A 22,531-nucleotide genomic window follows, 5' to 3' on the forward strand; every position below is an offset into this window, starting at 1 on the left:
AACCCATTTTATTCCTACTTTAGTCCCGCATGAGTATCGAATCTAAAAAGCATAGTCTGGGTTTCCTGGATGGCGTTCGCGGGGTAGCTATGATGATAGTGGTGCTGCACCATTTCGGGTTGGGGTTCTTTCCTGCCATCAATTATCTGAATCCGGAGAAAATCCATTTGGGAAACGGCGGAGCGGAAATGCTGATTGCAAAAACACCGCTCAACATCTTCTTTAACGGCGGTTTCGCAGTTTCGATCTTCTTCGTATTAAGTGGTTTTGTACTCAGTTATAAGTTTCATCAATCGGGAAGCCGCAAACTCTTGACGGAATATGCCGCCAAACGCTATTTCAGATTGCTTCTTCCGGTGGCCGGATCGGTTGTGATCTGTTACCTGCTCCATCTATTCGGACTTTTCTCACACCAACATGTCGGTGAGATCACCAAATCGCAGGATTGGTTCCAAGGTTTGTATAGCGATATGAAAGGTTTGGGAGATGTCCTGAAGAATATCTTCCTGGATGTCTTTTTAAATAATGACAACCGATACAATGCGGTGCTTTGGACCATGACCATTGAATTCCTGGGTTCTCTATTACTGTTTTCCTTTCTAGCATTGATGGGGAATAATAAAAAGACGATTCTTCTTCATATTCTTGTCGCGGCGGTAATCCTTTGTACTGACAAGAAATTCTATGCTGCTTTCATACTCGGATCATTGATCAGTAAGCTTTTCGTAGATGGCTTTTCGTTTCCAAAAGGCTGGAAAGGGATCAGTATCAAACTGGTTCTTCTGATTACGGGAGTTTATTTCAGTTCCTACCCCCAAGGATTCTTCACCGAGCAAAGTATCTGGAAACCTTTGGCATGGAGCTGCACTAACAGTTATGATCTTTTCCATGTATTGGGAGCTTTTTGCATCCTGTTTGTCATCTGTTTCGATAGAAATTTCATACGTTTCTTTTCAATCAAACCCTTCTTGTATCTTGGAAAGATCTCCTTTTCCTTCTATTTACTGCATTTGGCTGTCATGTGCTCACTGGGATGTTTCATTTTTCTACAATTATGGAAACCGGGAACCTATTTCGTTCCCTTTTTGATTTCATTCCTTGCATCCATGGCTGTGTCTTTTCTCGTCTCGCATTTCTACTATCAATTTGTCGATAAAGCCGGCATTCGGTTCTCTGAGAAAATGGGGAGATTCATTACAAAAGGTGATGGTACAGAATAAAAAAATCCCGGTCGAATTTTCGTCAACCGGGCATTGCAGTAGTAATTTAGACTGTGGTGTCTATGCGCCTTCGCTGTAGCTTCAGCGTAAGCGTTGGGGTTCTTGTTTTGTAATAAATCAATCAACTCCCACTTTCTCTATCTATGACGGAGAAATATTATAAAACGTTGTTTAATCGTTTGTGAAATAAATTGCTGCAAAACCACATCTTGCTCAATATCAATCATCCGCTCGATCAAAAACGAAATTTTTTAACAGTTTCCTATCTTATCACGTATATCAATCCAACTAAATCTTTCAGATTCCGAATTTATAATCGTTTTGACGTCCACTAAGTAAAAACAAATTTTGCCAGTTGAATCAATCGTAGAATATTATTCCTTATTTTCATGAAATACAATTTACATATTCTGTTTTATACCCGTTTGGCAACTCAAACCAGAATATTTTTCTAAAACAAAAGCTATGTCTGCATTGGATTCCATTGATCAACAAATCATTACACTGCTCCAATCGAACGGAAAGATGAATAATAAAGAAGTGGCCAATAAAATCGGATTATCGGTCACTCCGACCTTCGAGCGGATCAAGCGCCTGGAACGCGTTGGTGTCATTCAAGGATATACCGCGCTTATCAATCGAAAGGCAATCGGGAAAGATCTGAAAGTGGTTTGTCAGGTGAGCTTGAAAAGTCATGAAAAGGAAGGAATTGACGTGTTTGAAAATGCCATCAAGGAATTACCGGAAGTGAGTCATGCCTATCATGTGGCAGGTGCAACGGATTACATGCTAACGATTGAAGTGGCGAATATGGAAGTGTACCAGGATTTCCTGAAGAACCAGCTGGCACGCATTCCGCATATCGGGCAGGTGAACAGTAGCTTCGTCATGTCTGAGTTGAAGTAACAGACTCGCCACGAATTCACAAATTTCAGCTCGGCTAACGCGCTCGCTTATTTTTGTTTATTTGAACTATTTTAACGCTTTTCCAATTTTTTGAAATGAACTTTTTTGCTATCTTAAAGTAAATGAAGCAATTAGTATTAAAAAGTGAAGCCTATGAAATTATAGGTTTATGCATGGAAGTCCATCAAAATTTAGGGCATGGTTTCTCCGAAATAGTTTATAAAGACGCTTTGGAATATGAGTTCAAACGAGAGAAAATCCAATTCACTCGAGAACAGGAATTCAAGGTTCATTATAAGGACATTATTCTACCTCATCATTTTTACGCGGATTTCGTCGTTTTTGATTCCATTATTCTGGAGGTAAAATCTACCGCCCAACTTACAAGATCTCATTTTGCACAAGTCATTAACTATCTCGCAGTTTCTGATCTGCCACTTGGATTATTGGTTAATTTCAATGAAGACAGTCTAAAATACAAACGGTTTGTACTTTAAAAAAGTGCAACTTACATTACGAAATGGATATTTAGCGAGCGCGTTAGCCGAGCAAAGGATTCGTAAATTCGTGGCCAAACCCTTTTGAAACTCAGAATTAACGTTAAAAGATCTCCCCTATCTTCAGCAAACTCGATTTTTTGGTTAAATTTATTAAGAACACATAAAACAAAATATCATGTCAAGTAGCACAGGAAATATTATTATCGCACTTCTAGCAGGTGCAGTAATCGGAGCAGGAGTCGGAATTTTGTTAGCCCCGGATAAAGGATCCGCAACCCGTCAAAAGTTAAAAGACAATTTGGGTAAGGGGAAAGATGGTTTATTGGATAAATATCACGAATTAGCTGAATTGTTGCATCGTAAAGCAGAAAATGCAGGTGAAGACATCAGTGAATTTCTGGATAACGCCATTTCAAGTGGAATCCATGAAAAAGATGAATTGATCTCACTTTTAGAAGACAAATTGGAACTTTTGAAAAAAGGAGCTAAAAAAGCCGCCGCAACAGCTAAATAAGATGGCATTTGAAGAATTAAAAGAGAGCACTCAGCAGATTCAAGAAGAAACGAAGGCTTATGTAGAAAGTACTGTTCAATACTACAAACTGTGGGGATTTCAATTTGTTATGAAATCAACCAGGATGATAGTCCGGTTTCTTCTGCTTGGTTTCTTCTTGATGATTGCTCTCCTTTTTGGATCCGTTGCAGCAGCATTGGCTATCGGAAACGCAATTGACAGTATCGCTCTAGGTTTCCTTATCGTTGCCGGAGCTTACTTCGTATTGATTATCTTAATCAGTTTTCTACGCCTCAAATTTGTCGAGCGACGATTTGTGCGCGGATTTTCTAAACTATTCTTCGATAACTGATGGAAAAAAAACCAAGAATCTATTCTTCTTTTGAAGAGATTGAGCTGGATTTGAAAATCCTCAAGCTCGAGCGTGAAATTCATGCGCAGAAGATAAAAATGGGCTTCGAAAAGACCGGTGAAAACCTGCGACCGATGAATTTACTCCGGGAGTATATCGGAGAAGGAAATGGCACAACTCTTTCCATGATAGAACAAATTGTCAAGTTTATTTTGCAGTTTGCACTAAAGAAGTCAGAGGAAAAAGAATAAGAAGTAACTTCGGAGTACCAAATTCATTCCATGAAAAAAGTATTCTTTCTCGACACTGTTCACCCGATTCTTTCCGAAAGACTCATTCAAAGTGGTGAATACGAATGTATTGAAGCCCACAACTGGACAAGAGAGCAATGTGAAACCCAATTGAAGGATGCTCACGGACTTGTCATTCGCTCCCGTTTCACACTAGATGAATCCTTTTTACAATTCACTCCGACCCTTGGGTTCATAGCTCGTTCAGGAGCAGGAATGGAAAATATTGATGAGGCTTATTGCGAAAAACGCGGAATCAAGCTTTACAATGCACCTGAAGGAAATCGGAATGCCGTTGGTGAGCATGCATTGGGAATGCTATTGTGCATGATGAATAAAATTCATACGGCAAATCGGGATGTTAAGAACGGAATCTGGGATCGCGAAGGTAACAGAGGAGTGGAACTGGATGGAAAAACTGTCGGAATCATCGGATTTGGTAACAATGGAAAAGCATTTGCAAAGAAACTACGCGGTTTTGATATCACGCTTTTAGCTTACGATAAATACAAGACCGGTTTCGGAGATGATTTTGTCATTGAAGCAACGCTGGAAGCAGTTCTCCGAAAATCAGATGTCATCTCTTTTCATATCCCACAAAATGAAGAAACCATCCATTTTGCAAACCAGGAATTTTTCGATGGACTCGGAAAATCAATCTATTTACTGAATTTATCGAGAGGAAAAATAGTTGAAACTAATTCTTTAATTCAATCTATTCAAAAAGGGACAACCAAAGCAGCCGGACTAGACGTGAATGAATTTGAAAAAAAATCGTTCGAAAATTTCTTTGAAAGTTCACACAATGAAGAATTGAAGTTCCTATTGGAATCAGATAAGATCCTGCTTACTCCTCATGTTGGTGGTTGGTCAGAAGAAAGCTACTATAAACTTAGTTCTGTTTTGGCTGATAAAATTCTGGATATCGAAGAACAATAAATTTCAATCAATTGAATATCTTAATAATACATGTATTATTATCAAGTGTCACTTTAATAATTAAAACTTGATTATCCGAAAGTTTATAAACTTCTAACTGATTTATTAGTTTGTTTTTCAAAATTGTTCTTCCGGCTAAATCAATGACTTCAAATTCGGCTTCCCGTCCATCCTTCACTTTCAAGATACCGGTCTTCCATTCGAGAAAGGAATCTTCATTCAGATCGATCAATCCATTGACAGTTGATGTAACGATGAATTCATAGCTGATTGTCTGAACAAAAGAAGGATTCTCCGGATCATAAACATCAAAGTAGCAAATTCCATGTCCGGGAGTTCCATTCAAAACAGCTCCAATGATCAATTTCTTAGCAAAAGCTTGATTGGCCAACAATTCAAAATCGGCACTATCGCCTACCTGAACATTGGAATACGAATTGGTCTGATCATCCATCAAAATTTCCCATTCCACAGGAACATTATCAAAATGCGTCGCTTTCCACCTAAGTGAAGTATCAACGGATAAATCGGAGAACACCTCAATGTACCAATGAGCCGGAGATTGGTTGGTGGTCTTCACAATTAAGGCTGAGGTATCCGACACGTGGAATGTCTGCCCCAAAGATTGAAAGCCGACAAAACAAGCAATTAGAAACAAAGCCTTTCTCATAAAATTCGTTTTAACTAGTTAACAAGCGTACATCTTGTTTCATTTTGAACCGTCATCCCTCCGAAACTAAAACTTCCTTCGCTATTCATGTCTTCACATTTTTTCTTTGCCTTGGCTTTGGTCTCTTTATACGGAGTGATATTGGTCGTCTGTTTTTCTCCATTTGTGTAGTAATCGCAAGAGCAATCGTGATTCTTTTTGCAGGAAATCAAAACTGTCACAAACAAGCATCCAAAAAATACTTTTTTCATAGGTAGTATGTTATCAATAAGACAAATGTATCATTATTGTCAGATTTGAAAGCACCGCTCAAAAAAAGGGAATCAAAATCCGGACTCTCATTCCTTGTCCAAAGAGCTGTTTTTCAAATCGTAAAAACAAGAAATGCATTTTCAAGCAATAAATACTTCAGTTCGTATCCGGTCGATTCAAAAGTAAGAACCAGCGTATCACTTGAAATGCCCGAAACACTGACATCTTCTTTCAAATCTCGGAGTTCACCGGATTTCAATTTATAGAAAGCCTCCTTCGCCCCCCAGATCAAATGAAGCGCTGTCTCATCCTCAGAAAAGGAACGTTCATTTTCATTTCGAAAGTAATCCTGACCTTCCTTCAATCGGGATGATTGCGTTTGGATATCGATTCCCACAGGTTCGACTCCAATGATGACAGCAAACCAGCCTTTCGCGTGGGAGATCGACAGGAATAATTCGGGTTTATCCTTCAAATAGGGTTGTCCGCTTTCCTTGTAAAGAATCTCGTCCTCACCGTAGCCAAGTTCCTGAAGCAAGGTCCTGATGCCGCCTTTTTCAATTGCACGCTTATTCACGCCACTTGAAATCAACTGATCATAGTCTTCCTGCTTGAAATAAGCGACGGTAGAATTCGGATTGTTAATTATACTTATCATAGCTGAGCGTACTTGAAATGTGGGAGGATTCCCCTCAAAAATAACTTATATTTGTACTCAATTATTCAATGCCCGTGATCAAAACCATTTTAAAATACCTATTCCGTCTCATTTGGATTCCAACCGAGTTACTTTTTGCATTCATTTTCGTATTATTTACGATCGTTCTCTTCAATGCCCAAATTGACACACCTGAAGTTCCAACTATTCATGTTGGTGAACGAAAACAAGTTGGAAAAGATCATTACGTATTAGGCAATTCATACCTGAAGAAAAACGAATTCGGTATTTGGGAAATGTACCTGGAAGGCGAACCCTATGAACGAGGTGTCATTTATGGGAAACTTGCCAAGGAATTGGTACAGGAACAAGAAGATATTTTTGTCGGTCAAATCAATAATTTCCTTCCCAATAAGCTTTGGAGACACCTCATCAAGTTGATGGTCGGTTTCTTCAACAGTGATTTGCCGGAGAATATTCCGCTTGAAAACCAACAGGAGATTTATGGTATTTCACTGGCATTTTCCGATCGATACGATTACATTGCCTCAAAATATACCCGCATCCTGAATTATCATGCAGCTCACGACATCGGTCATGCACTGAACGATTACAGCGTAGTCGGTTGTACGTCGTTTGTGGTGAAAGGGGAAAAAAGTGAGAATCAGCAGTTGCTGGTGGGAAGAAACTTTGACTTTTATGTGGGTGACGATTTTGCGAAAAACAAGTTGATCATTTTTGTCAATCCAAGCAAGGGATACAAGTTCACTTCTTATTCCTGGGCCGGATTCACCGGTGTTGCTTCCGGGATGAACGAAAAAGGGTTGACAGTTACTATCAACGCGTCGAAATCCGATTTGCCGACCAGCTCAAAAATGCCCATTTCGCTTTTGGCCCGTGAAATTCTGCAATATGCCAAAAACATCGATGAAGCGGTAGCAATCGCCAAAAAACGGAACACCTTTGTTTCTGAAACATTGATGGTTTCATCTGCTGCAGATGGAAAGGCGGTATTGATTGAAAAATCCCCTAAAAAAATGGGCGTTTATGAAAGTAAAACGGACGTCCTGGTCTGCGCCAATCATTACCAATCGGAACGATTCAAAAAAGACAATATAAACATCAAAAATATTTCCCAAAGCGATTCGAAGTACCGTTTCGAGCGGATGAACCAGTTGCTTGGAAAATCCAAGGCATTGAACCCGGTAATTGCAGCTACTATTCTCCGGAATCAAACTGGTTGGGATGGCGACACTTTAGGAATGGGAAATCCAAGAGCATTGAATCAATTGCAAGCACATCACAGTGTCGTGATGCAACCGGAAAGCAGGTTGTACTTCATTTCAAGTTCCGATTATCAATTAGGTACTTTCCTTGGCTATGACCTAACAAAGACATTCCGGACAAAGCATATCCAATTGGTGGATTCAATTCCACAAGATGCCTTTGTCACTTCGGTAGCTTACCAAAAATTCAAAGCCTTCAAAACCGTTAAACAACAAATCAGTGCTTACCTGATGTTTGACAAGGAATTGAATCTTTCCCAAAAGCAGATTGCGGATTTCATTTCAAACAATTCAGAATCATACGTGACATACGAGCAATTAGGAAAGTATTTCCAGAAGAAAAAACAACCCAAAAAAGCCATTTCCAACTTCGAAATCGCACTTACCAAGCGGGTTGCTTCCCCTCAGATTGAAGAAGAATTGCGAAATTTGATCAAAGACTGTCGAAAAAATGGAAAATAGCAAAGCACTTGAGCAATTGGTTGACACCATTCAATATGCCGTAAAGCATGCTCCATTTTACCAAAAACACTTCGCAAAACATTCGTTGGAACAATTGAATTGGGAAACTTTCCGGACTCTTCCATTTACTACAAAAGAGGATTTATCGCAAAGTAACCGCGATTTTCTGTGCGTTCCTTCCGATCAGATTGCTGAATACGTCACAACATCCGGCACTTCAGGAAAACCGGTAACTCTATATCTGACAAAACAAGATTTACTTCGATTAGCCAAAAACGAAAAGGAATCGTTTGAATTGACGGGCGCCAAATCCGGAGATCTGTTTCAGCTCATGACTACGATTGACAAGCAGTTCATGGCCGGATTGGCTTATTATTTAGGGGTTCAGGAGTTAAATGCAGGAATGATTCGCATTGGTCCGGGAGTTCCGGCATTGCAGTGGAATTCGATCCTGGAAAACAAACCGACTATCCTTATTGCCGTACCAAGCTTCTTGATTACGCTTATCGATTACGCCAAGCAGAACGGCATCGATGTGAACCAGACTTCCGTTCGTTCCGCGATTTGTATCGGTGAACCGATCCGTGAAGATGACCTGTCTGAAAATGTGTTGGCAAAACGCATTCATGCGGATTGGAATATCGAATTATTCTCTACCTATGCTTCTACGGAAATGGGCGCTGCTTTTACGGAATGTCAAGCGCATCAAGGTGGACATTTGAACGAAGACCTGATTTACCTGGAGGTTCTGGACGAAGAAGGAAACGAACTCGCACATGGCGAAAAAGGTGAAATTGTCATCAGTACATTGGGAACGGAAGGAACTCCGCTGATCCGTTATAAAACAGGTGATGTTGCACGTATTTACAGAGAACCCTGTAGCTGTGGAAGAACTTCTCCACGCGTCGGACCTATTTTAGGTCGGAAGAACCAAATGATTAAATTCAAAGGAACCACTATTTTTCCACCTTCAATTTACGAGATTTTTGACAGCAGATCAGAAATCACCTGTTACAAGATCGAAGTTGCGAAAGATTATTTAGGTCACGATACCATTACCATCCTGCTGGAAAACCGGATAGAACATTCACCGGTTATGAACCAGATCATTGAAGATTGCAAAGCGAAATTGCGGGTTGTTCCCCATTTTGTGTTTTTGGAAACCGACTATTTGAGAAGTCAGGTGTTTAAGAATCACATGCGCAAACCGGAGAAAATTATTTTCAAATAAAAAAGTCGGGGCGGAAAATTTTCCGCCCCGACTTTTTGACTTTTTTATTTATTACATCTTCACAATGTGAGCAATGGCATTCACCAAGGTGCTGTGTTTCTTAACGAACGGATTTGTTTCATCCCAAACATATCCCGCCAAAACAGAACAAATTTGTTGTCGGATTGTTTCATCCACTTTTTCACTGAAGAAAATATCTCCTAAGGTTCCTTCGTACCAAGCTAATACATAAGTTCTGAACACATCAATTCCTTTTTTCAGGACAACGCTGTATTCATTCTCCCAATCCACTTCTCCTCCATTCAATTGCTTAGCAACCAATGTAGCAGCCTTATAACCGGAAGAAATTGCCAATGTCACTCCTGAACTGAAGATCGGATCCAGGAATTCCGTGCTATTTCCACACAAGACATATCCTTCCCCGTACACTTGTTTCACGGAAACGGCATAGTTGAGAATCGTGCGTGGTTCGAACATGAATTCCACACCATCGTATCGACCGTTTAATCCGGGAAATTCAGCCACTTTCTGCTTGAACAACTTTCCGCCATCCGCATAGCATTCATCAACGAATTCTTTCTTTCCGACAATTCCAACAGAAGCCGTACCATCCGAAAAAGGAATAGACCAGATCCACGCAGTATTGTCGTTAAATGCATGAACAAAAATATTTCTTCCGTCTTCCGGAGTTCTTCTGGTATCATCCAAGTGAGCAAAAACAGCTCCACGTGGCGGAGTTGAAACAGGGACTTCCAAATTAAACATTTGAGGAAGTACACGTCCATATCCACTTGCATCCATTACGAAACGGCAGTGAACTTCATGAATATCACCGTTTGCATCGCGATAAGTAACGACTTGTTTGGTAGCAGACGTTTTCACATCTGTCACCTCAGCCTGAAACTCCACTTCAGCGCCTTGTTTCTCAACCTCCTTGATCAAAGTATGGTCAAAATCAGCACGCTTCACTTGAAAAGTATACGACCAACCTTTTGAAAACTGATTTTCAAACAGGAAATCACACCGCTCCCCATCGTGATAAAAACATGCTCCGGTTTTAACCTGGAATTTTAAGGCTTCAACAGCAGGAAGAAGACCTAATTCATCCAAATAATCCATACTGTGGGGTAATAAGCTTTCACCAATGACGAATCTTGGAAACTGCATTTTTTCTAAAACCAAAACCTTTAAGCCCTCTTTAATCAGTTTAGAGGACGCTACAGAACCCGCTGGTCCTGCCCCAATTACTACAACATCAACTTCTTTAGTCATACATTTTGATTTTTTCTACTACTTGCTTATTGTCTACAAAATTAAAAGATGTTACAAGAGCACCAATGGTCGCGCCCAAAATTCCATGAAAAACAATGTTTTGACCGGTTAAAAACAGGTTGGGAATATGGGTTTTTGTATTGATTTGCGTCTTGTGGGTATGCTTGAAATCCTTCTGGATCCCATACATCGAGCCATCGGGTGTCGAAACATAATCCCGATAGGTGATGGGGGAAGAAGAATAAATATTTTTGATCTTTGATCTGATTTCCGGAAAGCGTTCTTCAATGCGCTTCAAAATGCGCTCTTCACAGATCTTTTTGAATTGCTCATAGGACTCTTCCCTGCTTCCTTCTTTTACAATGGTGCGTATGGAGTCTTGCCATGATTTGAACTCATTAAAATCAAGGTAACACATCACTGAGATGGATTCTGCGTATTCTTCCGTATTCTTTGAAACTTGTGCAGATGTAAACGTCATTTGCGGCCAAGCTTCCGAAAAATGAAATTCTTCATTCCAGATCTCATCCGTGTAATAGTCGTAATAATTTGAATTGAAATACCGAAGTGCATTTTCATGAAGTGAAATGTAAATCATGAATGATGCAATGGTATTCGGAAGTGCATTCACCCGATTGGCGTAAGCTGATCTGAATCTGTCCCTTCCAAACAAACGAACTGTTTCTTTGGGATGCAGATTAGAGATTACGAAATCACACTCAAACTCTGACCCGTCTGAACAAATCACGGATCTGATCGTTCCATCCTCCTGATAGTTTGCAGAAACCACTTCCTTTCTTCTCAACACTTCACCTCCATTCTCCGCGATCCTTTTCATCAACAATTTCGCTATCTGGGAACCTCCATTTACAAAACGGTAACTTCCCTTTATGAAACTGTTCAAAATCAGAGCAACAACGTAAAATGGAGTCACTCCTTTCACTCCGGCGTATAAAGGTCCTGATCCCAAAATCGCTTTGATCAAATCTTCATTGCTTGTTAAGGTTGACAAGTGTTCCCAAGCCCCAACTTCCAATATTTCGGTGTGTTCCACATAATTGATCTCTGACTCCAGCTCAATATTGTAAAGCGGAAAGTAGGTACAATAGAGCTGGATCTGATCTGCAATGCGATCTACATCCTCCTGATTTTCAGGGAAACTATTTTTCAGTTCTTGTTTGAAATTCGCATAGCCTATTCCATGATTAACCCTTACTCCATTTGCCAAACGCACGATATCAAAGGCATGGGCATCCAATCGCTTCATTTCCAAATCATCAAATATTTCCAAATACTTGAAAATTTGATACAAGTTTTCTCCCTTATCCAATCCGCCAACATAATGGACACCGGTATCAAAGATCTTCTTATCACGACTGAAAACCTGCAATGAACCGCCAATCTGATGATTTTTCTCCAGAACCTGAACATGATAGCCGTGCTTAGCCAATATCAAGCCGCTTACCAAGCCGCCGATTCCACTACCAATCACCACTATTTTTTGTCCGGAGTTCAACTTATTGTCTTTTAAGGATCATCAATACATTGGAGGTCTTGGATGAATGCTCGATCAATTCGAATCCAAGTCCATTATCCGTAGCGAAACGTTCAATTTCTTTTGCAGACAAAAATGATAGCTCATTGGTTGTCTTGTTAAACTTAAACCATTTCGTGGAAAGAATCTCTGTTAACTTGGTGTTTTTCAATCTATCCTGAAATTCAATGATTCCATCTCGGATAACGATAATTCCATCCTTACCCAATTTTTGGTTCACTTTCTCCAATAAATCCAACTGCTCTTTCGGACGCAAATAATGGATTACATCATTAAAGAAGTAGACATCCGCTTCCGGTAATTCCCATTCGCGAATATCTGCAGTTTGGAAACTTAATCCATCAGACTTCTTGATACAATGATTTGCCACAGCTACCTTATCCTCGTCATAGTCCATTCCAACAATTTCCCTGGACGAATCGAAATAATTCAGGAAAACGGAAAGGTATCCATAACCACATCCCACATCCACAATGCGCTTTTTATCCCCGATCAACCGATTATAGAAATCGAAGTTCTTCCGCTCCATCATCCACTTAACCCGGACGTACCATTCCAAAATCGGACCCTTCAACAAGTAATTTTCAAGTACTTTTCGTGTATAGAAAGACGTATCCGCATATTCCTTTCTGAACTCCTGCATTCCTTCGCGCATGATCCTTACTGCACGCTTAGAAAATTCACTATACGATTCCCCTTCCAGAGAAACCAATCGGTCCAATGGTTTTATCAGGATCTGACCTTGATTAATAATCAGGTCGTTCTTCGGATTGACTTCGTGATTTCCAAGAATCAATAAGGGTTGAATCGGGATATTCAATTCCTTGGAAATATAGAAAGCTCCTTTGTGAAAGCGTTTGATTTCTCCGTCAGCACTTCGTGTACCTTCCGGAAAGATTACGATTGAATAACCTTGTTCGATGCGACTCTTGATTTCATCCAAATTTCCTTCGGCACCTTCTTCAGCGAACAGATAACCACCATAACGAATAAAAGGAGCAAAAATCGGAGAGTTATAAACCCACTTCTTCACCATGATAATCGTTTTCGGATGCAACATCAAAACCACGAGAATGTCCAGGAACGAAGTGTGATTCGGAATGATGACACTTGGGTTCTTGTAATCCAACTTATGGGCATCAACTACTTTTTTCTTTACATGAATCCCTGCATAGAGTGTTGATTTAGCCAATTTGGAAATACAAAAGTTCAGAATATTTCGTTTATGAATTCGTTTTATCGGTGTTGGAATCAGGATGAAAATCAACAGGATATTCAGGATCAGACTTCCGACAAAGAAATAGAAAAACAAGAGGAGACTGTAAATGAAATAGAAAAAGGTGATCGGTCCGCGCCCTTTCTTCAATCGATTCAATACAAAGAAATTGTAAACACGTGGCTGAACATAGAGTGTGATGAGCATAATGGATCCGATTCCGATCACACTGATCGCTCCAATGGAATGAATAGCAGGATGTTTGGCAAAAATAAGAACTCCGGTTCCGATTATGGTCGCTATTCCGGAAAGGATGATTCCGGATTGTGTCGATTTCAGTGAATTCTCGCCTGTCCGGGCTTGCTGGATCAATCCATCGGTGGTGAAGATGCTGAAATCATCCCCTAATCCAAAGATGAAGGTCGCAACAATGATATTGATGAAATTGAACGGAATATCGAAGATACTTGCTATTCCCAAAATCCAGATCCAGCCTAAAACCATAGGGAAAAAGGCAAATAAGGTCAATTCGATCCTTCCGTAGATAACCAACAATGAAAAGAACACAAGTAACGATGAAAATAAGAACAGGTAATCGAAATCCTGTTTTACCACGTTCAACATGGATTTGGCCATCTCTGAAATATCGAGCACAAATACACCATCTATTTTCGCCAATTGTTCCTTGACAAGATCCTGTTTGTCTTTCTTTACCGTAATGGAGGTGACATAGGTATGTAAGCCCCGATCTTCGGAAACAAACTTGTTAAGACCTATTTCACCTACCAATTCCTCCCCTTCCTGTTTGTCAAAAGAAGGATTTTTAATGGATTCAAAAAAGGATCCAAAACCGTTAGCATTCAATCCGGATGCAGGTGCAAGTCGTCTGATCTCCTCTTCCACCTTTGGATTGGATTTCCAAAATAGTACCCATTTATCTTCCGATTGCTTCAAAGTATGATTCGAAGGCAGGTAGGGCGACAAGGAAATAAATTCAGAAATTCCGTATTGCCCCCTGGTTGAAACAAAAGTTTCATAAACTGCATCATTTTGATAGCGCGCATCCTCCTTGGTTGGAGCAGACGAAAAAACAAATAGTTTCTTATCCGTATTGGGATTGATTCCCGTATAAAATTTCTCCTTTTTCTTCAATTCCGGTGTGTGGAATGACAAGTTGTTCATATCCGAATCGAAATTCACTCCCGAAGACTTGTACAAGAAAACCAAAGAAATCAAAGAAATCAGCAAGAAGGAGACGCGAACGAACGATTTGTTTAGTTTAAACCTATTTTTATAGTTTCTGTTTTCGTTGATCCGGATATTCAATCGTTCAATGAGAACCGGAAGAAATAACAAGGTGAAAATAACCGATCCTGATAAGGTACAAAGCGCTATCAACCCGAAATTCTGAAGTACCACCGAATTGGTGAAAAGTAAGGCAGATAGTGCAGCAATGGTTGTGAAACTTCCCAAAGTCATGGGAGAACTAATCTCTTTTACCGTTTTCACAACACTTCCCAAGTGTTTCAGATGCGTGAAAAAATGGAAGGAATAATCCAGTACGATTCCCAATAGGACAGAAGAAGTAGCTAGTGAAATAGCGGAAATCTCCGGATGAAGATATCCAACCAGTCCTGCTCCGCTCAAGATTCCAAAAAATCCGGGCAACAGAAAATAAAAAGGTGCGAGAATACTTCTATAATAGAAAACGAGTAATAACAGAATTGCGGAAATACTGATAATGGATGTGAGGAATGCATCGAATTTGACTTGCCTGGCATTCTCAACCGCAATTTGGAAGGTTCCGAAATAATCAAAGTCCAATCCCTTCTTCTCTGCCTTGACTTTTTTGAATTTCTCCAATCGGTTGGCAAATGCTTCCAACTTCTTTGTATCCTTTTGGTTCAGATTAATGGTTCCGAAGAAAAAGACATACTGTTCATCCCGCGAATAAACCACTCCATCCTTTACAACATAATTAGTGGAATCGGTGTTTGGATTGAGTTGTTTCAATTGTCCATAAAACAATCCCAATGGATCATTTGCAGCCAATTTGCTTATGAAAAAAGCATTTGGACCAGTTAGCAATTTGGAAGTGCGTTTTAATCCTTTCTCAATGGAATCCGGTTGCAGCTTTGTTTGAATCTGCCTGTAATCCTCTTTCGTTAGATTGCGAAGAGAACTTTTTTGGAGAAATGCGATTAAAGCTCCTTCATCCACTGACTTTGCAACTTCAATGTCCTTGAGTTCATTAGAAAACTGCGATTCCAGGTCGGATTTGAGCGATTCTAATTCCTGTAGGGTAACTTCCTCGTCTTCCTGCGCTTTTATAGAGAAAACAACTTGTTTGTTCAGTTTGTTCTTTTGAACGATATCATTGAACTTCTTAAATTCCTTTCCTTGTGGGAAGATGGCGTATAAATCCTCATTGATCCTTAGTTTGGAAACACCAAAAAGTAAAAAAGCGACCACAAGCGTGAAACTTCCCCAAAAAACAAGTCTTTTTTTAAGAAAAAATTCAACTATACGAGCGCAAATTTGACCGATCATTTGTGTTAGTTTCAGGAAGAGGAGAAATATTAGTTGGCAAAACTACAAAAATATCTCATTTAGTAAGTTTTACGCTGTTCTTGTATGCGTTCAATAGTCGTTTGAATTTGGATTTATCCCATTTCTTCAAAATAATCAAGGAAGCATTGAATGCTGTTTTAACTGCAATCGGCACTCCACCACCCAATTCTGCCCACTGACCTCCGATAATCAGATTTTTAACAGGGGTCCGGTAATGAGCAATCTTACTTTGCATATTCTTTTTACCTGGTCTGGTTCCCATCATCGAACCATTTTTATTTCCGGTATACCGATGATAAGTGATGGGCGTAGCCACTTCGTAGAATAAAATGTGCTCACGCAAATTCAATCCCATCTTGGATTCCACCCGCTCAAAAATGATTTGGGCAAAGTCTTCTTTCAATTTTTTATAGGCATCCGTTCGCACGAATTCCCCTTTTGCATTCTTTTCAGTCTGCCAATGGTCCATGTAATCTATCCAAGCCGGAACATACAGGGTGATTGTTCCTTTTCCTTCCGGAGCGAGCGTATGATCCCTTACCGTTGGTGCCAGAACAGAAATTGCAGATTTATGCGGATCCCCTGAACTGTGTTCATCCCGTGTACTGGATTCTTCACAAACCAATGTCAATTCATGTCCAAATCCCAAACTTTCAGCCGTACAATTCAATGCCACGGAAATCGTAACCGAAGAACTATACATGTCGGAATCATTGAGCGTTTCAAAAAATTTCGGCGGAACCAGATGCTGCGGAACCAATTTCCGATAGAGAAAATCCACATCGCAAGCTGCTATCACATAGTTTGTCTTAACCTGGTATTCTTTCGCCCTGTTTTTATAGCGAACGCCCGTTATCTGGTCATTGTCAAAATCAAATCCAACCACCTCCGAACTCAAACGGATCTCGCAATTATCCGCGTCAATTTGCTTTTCCAACCAAGCAGGAATTACCTGACTTCCCCCAATGGGCGGATTTTGGTAATCGGAATTATAAGCCCAGGCAATCGGAAAGATACAAGACAATAAATCGCGCTCCGTACAAAACAGCTCCTGCAGATCCGGATCTTTGAAAAATTTGCTCAGTCCTTTTTTTACATCCCCTCCACCTACTGCATATGGAATCAATGGATAAATAATCCCAAGTTGTTTCATGCGAAAGAATGGAATTTCCAGCGGAGATTTTGTTTCAACCGATTGAAAAAATTCTGGAAAACGCAAAGAAACTTTAGCAATTCGACGGGCAACTTTGAAAAATCGCTCAATTCCTGCTTTTTCATGCGGAAAATCACTAATCAACTGATCTCTCAATTCATCCGGGTTATTGGTAAGCAAGTAATCATGATTGGTGGAGATATGACGTTGAATGCGTTTCATCAGTTGAGGTTTCGGATAATCCTCCCCCAATAGTTTGAAAACACGGGTCACCGTTCCTTCTTCATTGTATTGATTCAACCAATGAATTGCCGTATCAAAAACAAAATCCTTTCGCTCAAATCCTTGTAAATAACCACCAATCAGGTAGTGTTTTTCAAGCACAAGCACTTTCATTCCCGATCTGGAGAGCAATGCAGCAGAAAGTAAACCACTTACTCCCGAACCAATAATTACAACGTCAAATTCTTCGTTCATTCGGCGTCAAAATTAACGAAATACCCCTTTCGAACCGTCGAAGTTTTTGATTTTAGTAAACTTACGTGAACTAAGATTTAACAAGCAAGTAAGAAACTATTTTTTTTTCTAACTTTGCCGCCACATTTTAAGTAACTAATCGAACGAAAAGTAACTAAACCCAAACTTCGATATTGATTTAGCCCATGAAAGCATTAAACTCATTATACGAGGCACAGAAAATCGCCTTTAGTCCGTTTGTATTTCAAACAGTTTATACCATGTCAAGTCTCGGAATCATGGACGAGTTGTACGAAGAGCGCGATGGTTTAACGATTGAAGAAATTGCTAAACGCAAGAATGTGAGTGAATACGGTGTCCGTGTGCTGGTTGAGATGGCGAAAATTGCCGACATACTTGAATTGAACGGAGACAAATACACCCTTTCAAAAATTGGTTACTTCCTGACCAGAGACGAAATGACGAAAGTAAACATGATGTTTACTCAGGACATTTGTTATAAGGGCTTATTTCATTTGAAAGATTCCATCCTGAATGGTAAACCGGAAGGATTGAAAGAAATCGGTCCCTGGAAGACGATTTACGAAGGATTATCCATTCTACCGGAACAATTGAAGAAATCCTGGTTTGAATTTGATCACCATTATTCAGACAATTCGTTTGGTGAAGCTTTGAAGATCATTTTCCAGCACAATCCCAAACATATTTACGATATCGGTGGAAACACCGGAAAATGGGCAATCGCGAGCACCAAACACGATCCGAATGTACGTGTAAGTATTTTTGATTTACCTGTTCAACTGAATGTTGCCAAAGCAAATATCGACGCAATAGCAGAAATCAAGGATCGCGTGGATTATAATGAGCGCGACATGCTTGACCCGAATTCAGAAATCCCGACCGGGGCGGATGTCTATTGGATGAGCCAGTTCCTGGATTGCTTCAGCGAAAAAGAAATTGAAGCAATCTTGTTGAAGATCAAGAAAAATATGAAACCGGATTCAACGATTTTCATCATGGAAACATTCATTGATGATCAACGTTTCCCGGCAGCGGAGTTCAGTTTGATTGCTACTTCGTTGTACTTTACTGCAATTGCAAACGGAAACAGTAAAATGTATTCGTCTTCTGCCATGAAATACATCGTTGAGAAAGCTGGTTTCGAAACGGTTCAGGAGCACCGTCTTCACATGGATCGTTTTCATACTATTCTTGAAGTTAAATTACCGAAATAAGTCACTCTCCACTTACTAAAATCCATGAACAAACTCGATTTAAAACAAATAGAAGCTTTTAGCCTTGAAAAAAAGGAATACGTGATTTCTGACGATGTTCGTAAGGAATTGGAAAGATCCTTTTCATTTCTTCAGGAATTTTCAAGTGATAAGATCATCTACGGGATCAATACCGGATTCGGGCCAATGGCACAATTCAAAATCGATGAGGATAAACTCAATCAACTTCAGTACAACCTGATCAGAAGTCACTCTTCCGGAACAGGAAATGTATTGGATGCTGAATCCGCACGCGCAGTTGTGCTTTCCCGATTGACGAACTTCATGCAGGGAAATTCCGGAATCAGCTATGGAGTGATCGAAAAACTGGTTCAGTTCCTGAACCACGATATCATTCCGGAAATTTACGAACACGGTGGAGTTGGAGCTAGTGGTGATTTGGTTCAATTGGCGCATTTGGCCTTGAACCTGATCGGAGAAGGATATGTATACATCGATGGTGTTCGCCGAAAAACAGCAGAAGTTTTAGCTGAAAAGAACATCACTCCTTTAAAAGTGAAATTAAGAGACGGATTGGGTCTGATGAATGGAACTTCCTGTATGTCAGGAATCGGTTCTGTCAACCTGATCTATTCATACCGCCTGCTGGATTGGGCAATTGCCGCTTCAACGATGATTAATGAAATCGTGGAAGCATACGATGATTCGTTCTCCGTGGGATTAAACGAGGTAAAACTTCACGCCGGTCAGCAGGAAATTGCAAAATCCATGCGTGAATTCCTGAAAGACAGCGCCTTGATCCGCAAACGCGAAGAGCTTTTCTCAGACGATAAAGTGGCTGAGACAACCGAATTCAAGAAGAAAATTCAGGAATATTATTCGATACGTTGCATTCCGCAAATTCTTGGACCTGTTAAGGACACCTTGGATTTCGCAAAAGCGATTGTGGAGAACGAGATCAATTCCACTAACGACAACCCGGTAGTGAGCCTGGAACGTGAAAATGTATTTCATGGAGGAAACTTCCACGGAGATTACATTTCATTGGAAATGGATAAGATCAAATTGGTCATCACGAAACTGACGATGTTGGCGGAAAGACAATTGAACTTCCTTCTGAACAGCAAGATCAATGGGATTTTCCCTCCATTTCTGAACACACAAACCTTAGGTTTGAACTTCGGAATCCAGGGAATGCAATTTACGGCAACTTCCACTACAGCAGAAAGTCAGATGCTTTCGAATTCCATGTACGTGCACAGTATATCCAACAACAACGACAATCAGGATATTGTGAGTATGGGAACAAACAGTGCAGTAATGGCTAAGAAAGTAATCGAGAATGGTTTCCAGGTAATGGCAATACATATGATGTCGGTATGTCAGGCTATTGATTTACTCGATGAAACCAAGAGAAACAAACTTTCTTCGAAAACGAAAGAAATTTATACCCAAATTCGTGCGGTATCCCCAACAATTAATGAGGACATTCCACAATTTGAAGCTATCCGAAACATTACAAACACCCTTAAGAAAACAACTCTTAACCTATGAAATGTGCTCTAGTGACAGGTGCATCCAGAGGAATTGGACGTGCAATCGCTCTCCAATTATCTCAGGACTTAAACCTACATATTTTAATTAACTACGCTTCCAACACTGCTGCCGCTGAAGAAACACTTCGTTTGATTCAGGAAGCCGGAGGAACAGGCGAATTATTGCATTTTGATGTAAAAGACGGCGCTGCTGTGAAGGCTGCCGTTGAAAACTGGTATGCAAACAATGCAGAAGGCATCATTCACGTTTTGGTGAACAATGCAGGAATCACAAAAGACAACCTGTTTCCATGGGTGACAGAGGAAGATTGGGATTCAGTTTTGAACACTTCTTTGAAAGGGATGTATAACTGCACACAAGCAATTATCCAACGTATGTTGAGACAACGAAGTGGTCGTATCATCAATATCGCTTCTTTAAGTGGATTAAAGGGTGTTCCCGGACAAACCAATTATTCCGCAGCGAAAGGTGGCATGATTGCTGCAACTAAAGCACTTTCTCAGGAAATTGCAAAACGAAACATTACAGTGAATGCAATCGCACCAGGGTTCATTGAGTCAGACATGACTAGTGAACTGGATATGAATGAATTAAAAAGAATGGTTCCGGCAAATCGCTTTGGAAAAGTGGAAGAAGTAGCGTACCTTGCTAGTTTTTTGGCGTCTGAAAAAGCGGCTTATATAACCGGAGAAGTTATTAATATAAACGGGGGAATTTACGCTTAAAATGGAACATCGTGTAGTAATTACCGGAATTGGTGCCTACTCGTGTCTAGGTGAAAACCTGGATACGGTTTTGGAATCTTTGCGACTAGGTCGCAGTGGTGTCATTTACGATGAACAACGTAAAGACTTCGGTTACCGTTCTTGCTTTACAGGAATGGTTGCTGAACCTGATTTGAACCCTTTTCTATCTCGTCGTCAACGCATTGGAATGCACCAGCCTGCCCGTTTTGCTTTTATGTCAACAAAACAGGCGATGGAAGGTTCCGGATTAGATGCGGACTTTTTGGACAAGACAGAAACCGGAATCATCTTTGGAAATGATTCAACTGCAGGTGCTGTGGTTGAAACAGTAGATAAGGTTCGTGCGAAAAAGAACACGACCCTGATCGGAAGTGGTGATATTTTCCAAAACATGAACTCCACTGTAAACATGAACCTTTCAACGATCTATAAATTGAAAGGAATGAACTTTACGATTTCAGCTGCTTGTTCTTCAGGTTCTCATTCCATCGGAATGGGTTATTTGTTAATCAAGCAGGGATTACAGGAACGTGTCGTTTGTGGAGGTGCTCAGGAAATCAATAACTATGCAATGGCAAGTTTTGATGGTCTGGGAGCATTTTCTGTACGGGATGCAGATCCTTCGATGGCAAGCAGACCCTTCGACAGGGATCGTGATGGATTAGTCCCATCAGGTGGCGCTGCAACTGTGATCATTGAATCATTGGAATCGGCTTTGAAAAGAAATGCTCCGATTTACGGAGAAATTGTCGGATTCGGTTTCTCATCAAACGGCGATCATATTTCAAACCCGAACTTCGACGGTCAGTTCAGATCATTGAATATGGCTTTGAAACAAGCGAACCTGACACCAAATGATATTGATTATGTGAATGCCCATGCGACTTCGACTCCAATCGGAGACTCCACGGAAGCGGAAGCAATATTCAATGTACTCGGATCCAAAGTTCCTGTAAGTTCTACCAAAAGTATGACCGGGCACGAATGTTGGATGGCGGGAGCAAGTGAGGTCGTTTATTCCTTGTTAATGATGAATAATGATTTCATTGCACCGAACATTAATTTTGAGAATCCGGATGAACAATCGGAAAAGATTAACATCATTCCAAGTTACAAAGAGCAGAATATTGATTGCTTCTTGTCCAATTCATTTGGCTTTGGAGGAACAAACTCCTCACTGATCATTAAAAAGTATAAAAAATAGAGTTACCTAAACATATGAAAAGAGAAGATATCATTCTTACAACAAAACAGTTTTTATCGGAAGAATTCGAAGTAGATGCTGCATTGATTTTACCGGATAACAATCTGCAACAAACCTTGGATTTGGATAGTTTGGATTACGTGGATTTGGTGGTTGTTATTGAAGAAAACCTAGGCATTAAACCAACTGCTGACGATTTCAAAACAATCGAGACATTCAACGATTTCTACGACTTGGTCGAACAACGTTTGAACGCTTAAGAGTG

Annotated in this window: 21 protein-coding genes; 14 read left to right on the forward strand and 7 right to left on the reverse strand. The window is 40.2% G+C overall.

All coding sequences use genetic code 11. The annotated features are described in order from the left end of the window. Nucleotides 1-29 precede the first annotated feature (29 nt). The 7 genes from AAG807_RS01855 to AAG807_RS01885 all read left to right on the forward strand — a co-directional run bounded on the left by AAG807_RS01855 (nucleotide 30) and on the right by AAG807_RS01885 (nucleotide 4,721). Nucleotides 30-1,220 carry an acyltransferase gene (locus AAG807_RS01855; protein WP_341900264.1) on the forward strand — a complete coding sequence of 397 codons (1,191 nt, stop codon included), beginning with the start codon at nucleotides 30-32 and terminating at the stop codon, nucleotides 1,218-1,220. Nucleotides 1,221-1,685: 465 nt separating this feature from the next. Further along, complete coding sequence (locus AAG807_RS01860; RefSeq protein ID WP_341900265.1) at nucleotides 1,686-2,126, forward strand: Lrp/AsnC family transcriptional regulator; 441 nt, start codon at nucleotides 1,686-1,688, stop codon at nucleotides 2,124-2,126. A 122-nt stretch (nucleotides 2,127-2,248) separates the two neighbouring features. Continuing rightward, nucleotides 2,249-2,623 (forward strand): GxxExxY protein, encoded by a 375-nt coding sequence (locus tag AAG807_RS01865; RefSeq protein WP_341900266.1) that lies wholly within the window; start codon nucleotides 2,249-2,251, stop codon nucleotides 2,621-2,623. Nucleotides 2,624-2,801: 178 nt separating this feature from the next. Continuing rightward, a complete protein-coding gene (locus AAG807_RS01870) occupies nucleotides 2,802-3,140 on the forward strand; it encodes a YtxH domain-containing protein (RefSeq protein WP_341900268.1) in 339 nt (112 codons plus the stop codon). Nucleotide 3,141: 1 nt separating this feature from the next. Further along, on the forward strand, nucleotides 3,142-3,492 hold the full coding sequence (locus tag AAG807_RS01875; RefSeq protein ID WP_341900270.1) for a competence protein: 351 nt from the start codon (nucleotides 3,142-3,144) through the stop codon (nucleotides 3,490-3,492). Continuing rightward, nucleotides 3,492-3,743 (forward strand): DUF6327 family protein, encoded by a 252-nt coding sequence (locus AAG807_RS01880; RefSeq protein WP_341900272.1) that lies wholly within the window; start codon nucleotides 3,492-3,494, stop codon nucleotides 3,741-3,743. Before AAG807_RS01875 ends, AAG807_RS01880 begins: the two co-directional genes overlap by 1 nt. A 30-nt stretch (nucleotides 3,744-3,773) precedes the next feature. Further along, complete coding sequence (locus AAG807_RS01885) at nucleotides 3,774-4,721, forward strand: NAD(P)-dependent oxidoreductase (protein ID WP_341900274.1); 948 nt, start codon at nucleotides 3,774-3,776, stop codon at nucleotides 4,719-4,721. A gap of 7 nt (nucleotides 4,722-4,728) precedes the next feature. On the opposite strand, the gene AAG807_RS01890 is transcribed toward AAG807_RS01885, so the two are convergent. The 3 genes from AAG807_RS01890 to AAG807_RS01900 form a co-directional block, all read right to left on the reverse strand. Further along, complete coding sequence (locus AAG807_RS01890) at nucleotides 4,729-5,391, reverse strand: hypothetical protein (protein WP_341900276.1); 663 nt, start codon at nucleotides 5,389-5,391, stop codon at nucleotides 4,729-4,731. A gap of 14 nt (nucleotides 5,392-5,405) precedes the next feature. Further along, nucleotides 5,406-5,642, reverse strand: coding sequence for a hypothetical protein (locus AAG807_RS01895; protein ID WP_341900278.1), 237 nt, complete (start codon nucleotides 5,640-5,642; stop codon nucleotides 5,406-5,408). A gap of 113 nt (nucleotides 5,643-5,755) precedes the next feature. After that, nucleotides 5,756-6,301, reverse strand: a complete 546-nt coding sequence (locus AAG807_RS01900; protein WP_341900280.1) for a hypothetical protein — start codon at nucleotides 6,299-6,301, stop codon at nucleotides 5,756-5,758. A 68-nt stretch (nucleotides 6,302-6,369) separates the two neighbouring features. Between AAG807_RS01900 and AAG807_RS01905 the strand changes: the two genes are divergently transcribed. Together AAG807_RS01905 and AAG807_RS01910 are read left to right on the forward strand one after the other, a co-directional pair. Further along, nucleotides 6,370-8,049 carry a C45 family peptidase gene (locus AAG807_RS01905; protein WP_341900282.1) on the forward strand — a complete coding sequence of 560 codons (1,680 nt, stop codon included), beginning with the start codon at nucleotides 6,370-6,372 and terminating at the stop codon, nucleotides 8,047-8,049. Beyond that, entirely contained in the window at nucleotides 8,039-9,280 is a 1,242-nt protein-coding gene (locus AAG807_RS01910; RefSeq protein ID WP_341900284.1) for an AMP-binding protein, read from the forward strand. The genes AAG807_RS01905 and AAG807_RS01910 overlap by 11 nt, the downstream gene beginning before the upstream one ends. 51 nt (nucleotides 9,281-9,331) lie before the next feature. Here the strand turns inward: AAG807_RS01910 and AAG807_RS01915 are convergent, their stop codons facing one another. The 4 genes from AAG807_RS01915 to AAG807_RS01930 are packed head-to-tail and all read right to left on the reverse strand — an operon-like array spanning nucleotide 9,332 to nucleotide 17,524. Beyond that, nucleotides 9,332-10,552 (reverse strand): NAD(P)/FAD-dependent oxidoreductase, encoded by a 1,221-nt coding sequence (locus AAG807_RS01915; RefSeq protein WP_341900286.1) that lies wholly within the window; start codon nucleotides 10,550-10,552, stop codon nucleotides 9,332-9,334. Then, on the reverse strand, nucleotides 10,545-12,068 hold the full coding sequence (locus AAG807_RS01920) for an NAD(P)/FAD-dependent oxidoreductase (RefSeq protein WP_341900288.1): 1,524 nt from the start codon (nucleotides 12,066-12,068) through the stop codon (nucleotides 10,545-10,547). Before AAG807_RS01920 ends, AAG807_RS01915 begins: the two co-directional genes overlap by 8 nt. Before the next feature lies 1 nt (nucleotide 12,069). Then, a complete protein-coding gene (locus AAG807_RS01925; RefSeq protein WP_341900290.1) occupies nucleotides 12,070-15,873 on the reverse strand; it encodes a 1-acyl-sn-glycerol-3-phosphate acyltransferase in 3,804 nt (1,267 codons plus the stop codon). Between the two features lie 55 nt (nucleotides 15,874-15,928). Beyond that, nucleotides 15,929-17,524 (reverse strand): NAD(P)/FAD-dependent oxidoreductase, encoded by a 1,596-nt coding sequence (locus tag AAG807_RS01930; protein WP_341900292.1) that lies wholly within the window; start codon nucleotides 17,522-17,524, stop codon nucleotides 15,929-15,931. Nucleotides 17,525-17,709: 185 nt separating this feature from the next. Between AAG807_RS01930 and AAG807_RS01935 the strand changes: the two genes are divergently transcribed. The 5 genes from AAG807_RS01935 to AAG807_RS01955 are packed head-to-tail and all read left to right on the forward strand — an operon-like array spanning nucleotide 17,710 to nucleotide 22,526. Further along, nucleotides 17,710-18,759, forward strand: a complete 1,050-nt coding sequence (locus AAG807_RS01935; protein WP_341900294.1) for a methyltransferase — start codon at nucleotides 17,710-17,712, stop codon at nucleotides 18,757-18,759. 24 nt (nucleotides 18,760-18,783) lie between these two features. Next, complete coding sequence (locus AAG807_RS01940; RefSeq protein WP_341900295.1) at nucleotides 18,784-20,313, forward strand: aromatic amino acid ammonia-lyase; 1,530 nt, start codon at nucleotides 18,784-18,786, stop codon at nucleotides 20,311-20,313. Further along, complete coding sequence (fabG, locus tag AAG807_RS01945; RefSeq protein WP_341900297.1) at nucleotides 20,310-21,041, forward strand: 3-oxoacyl-ACP reductase FabG; 732 nt, start codon at nucleotides 20,310-20,312, stop codon at nucleotides 21,039-21,041. The genes AAG807_RS01940 and fabG overlap by 4 nt, the downstream gene beginning before the upstream one ends. 1 nt (nucleotide 21,042) lies before the next feature. Further along, a complete protein-coding gene (locus tag AAG807_RS01950) occupies nucleotides 21,043-22,266 on the forward strand; it encodes a beta-ketoacyl-[acyl-carrier-protein] synthase family protein (protein WP_341900298.1) in 1,224 nt (407 codons plus the stop codon). A 14-nt stretch (nucleotides 22,267-22,280) separates the two neighbouring features. Then, complete coding sequence (locus AAG807_RS01955; RefSeq protein ID WP_294859302.1) at nucleotides 22,281-22,526, forward strand: phosphopantetheine-binding protein; 246 nt, start codon at nucleotides 22,281-22,283, stop codon at nucleotides 22,524-22,526. Nucleotides 22,527-22,531: the final 5 nt, after the last annotated feature.

This window comes from Fluviicola taffensis DSM 16823, assembly GCF_943372375.1.
In the GTDB taxonomy this organism is placed as follows: Bacteria; Bacteroidota; Bacteroidia; order Flavobacteriales_D; family Crocinitomicaceae; genus Fluviicola; species Fluviicola taffensis_A.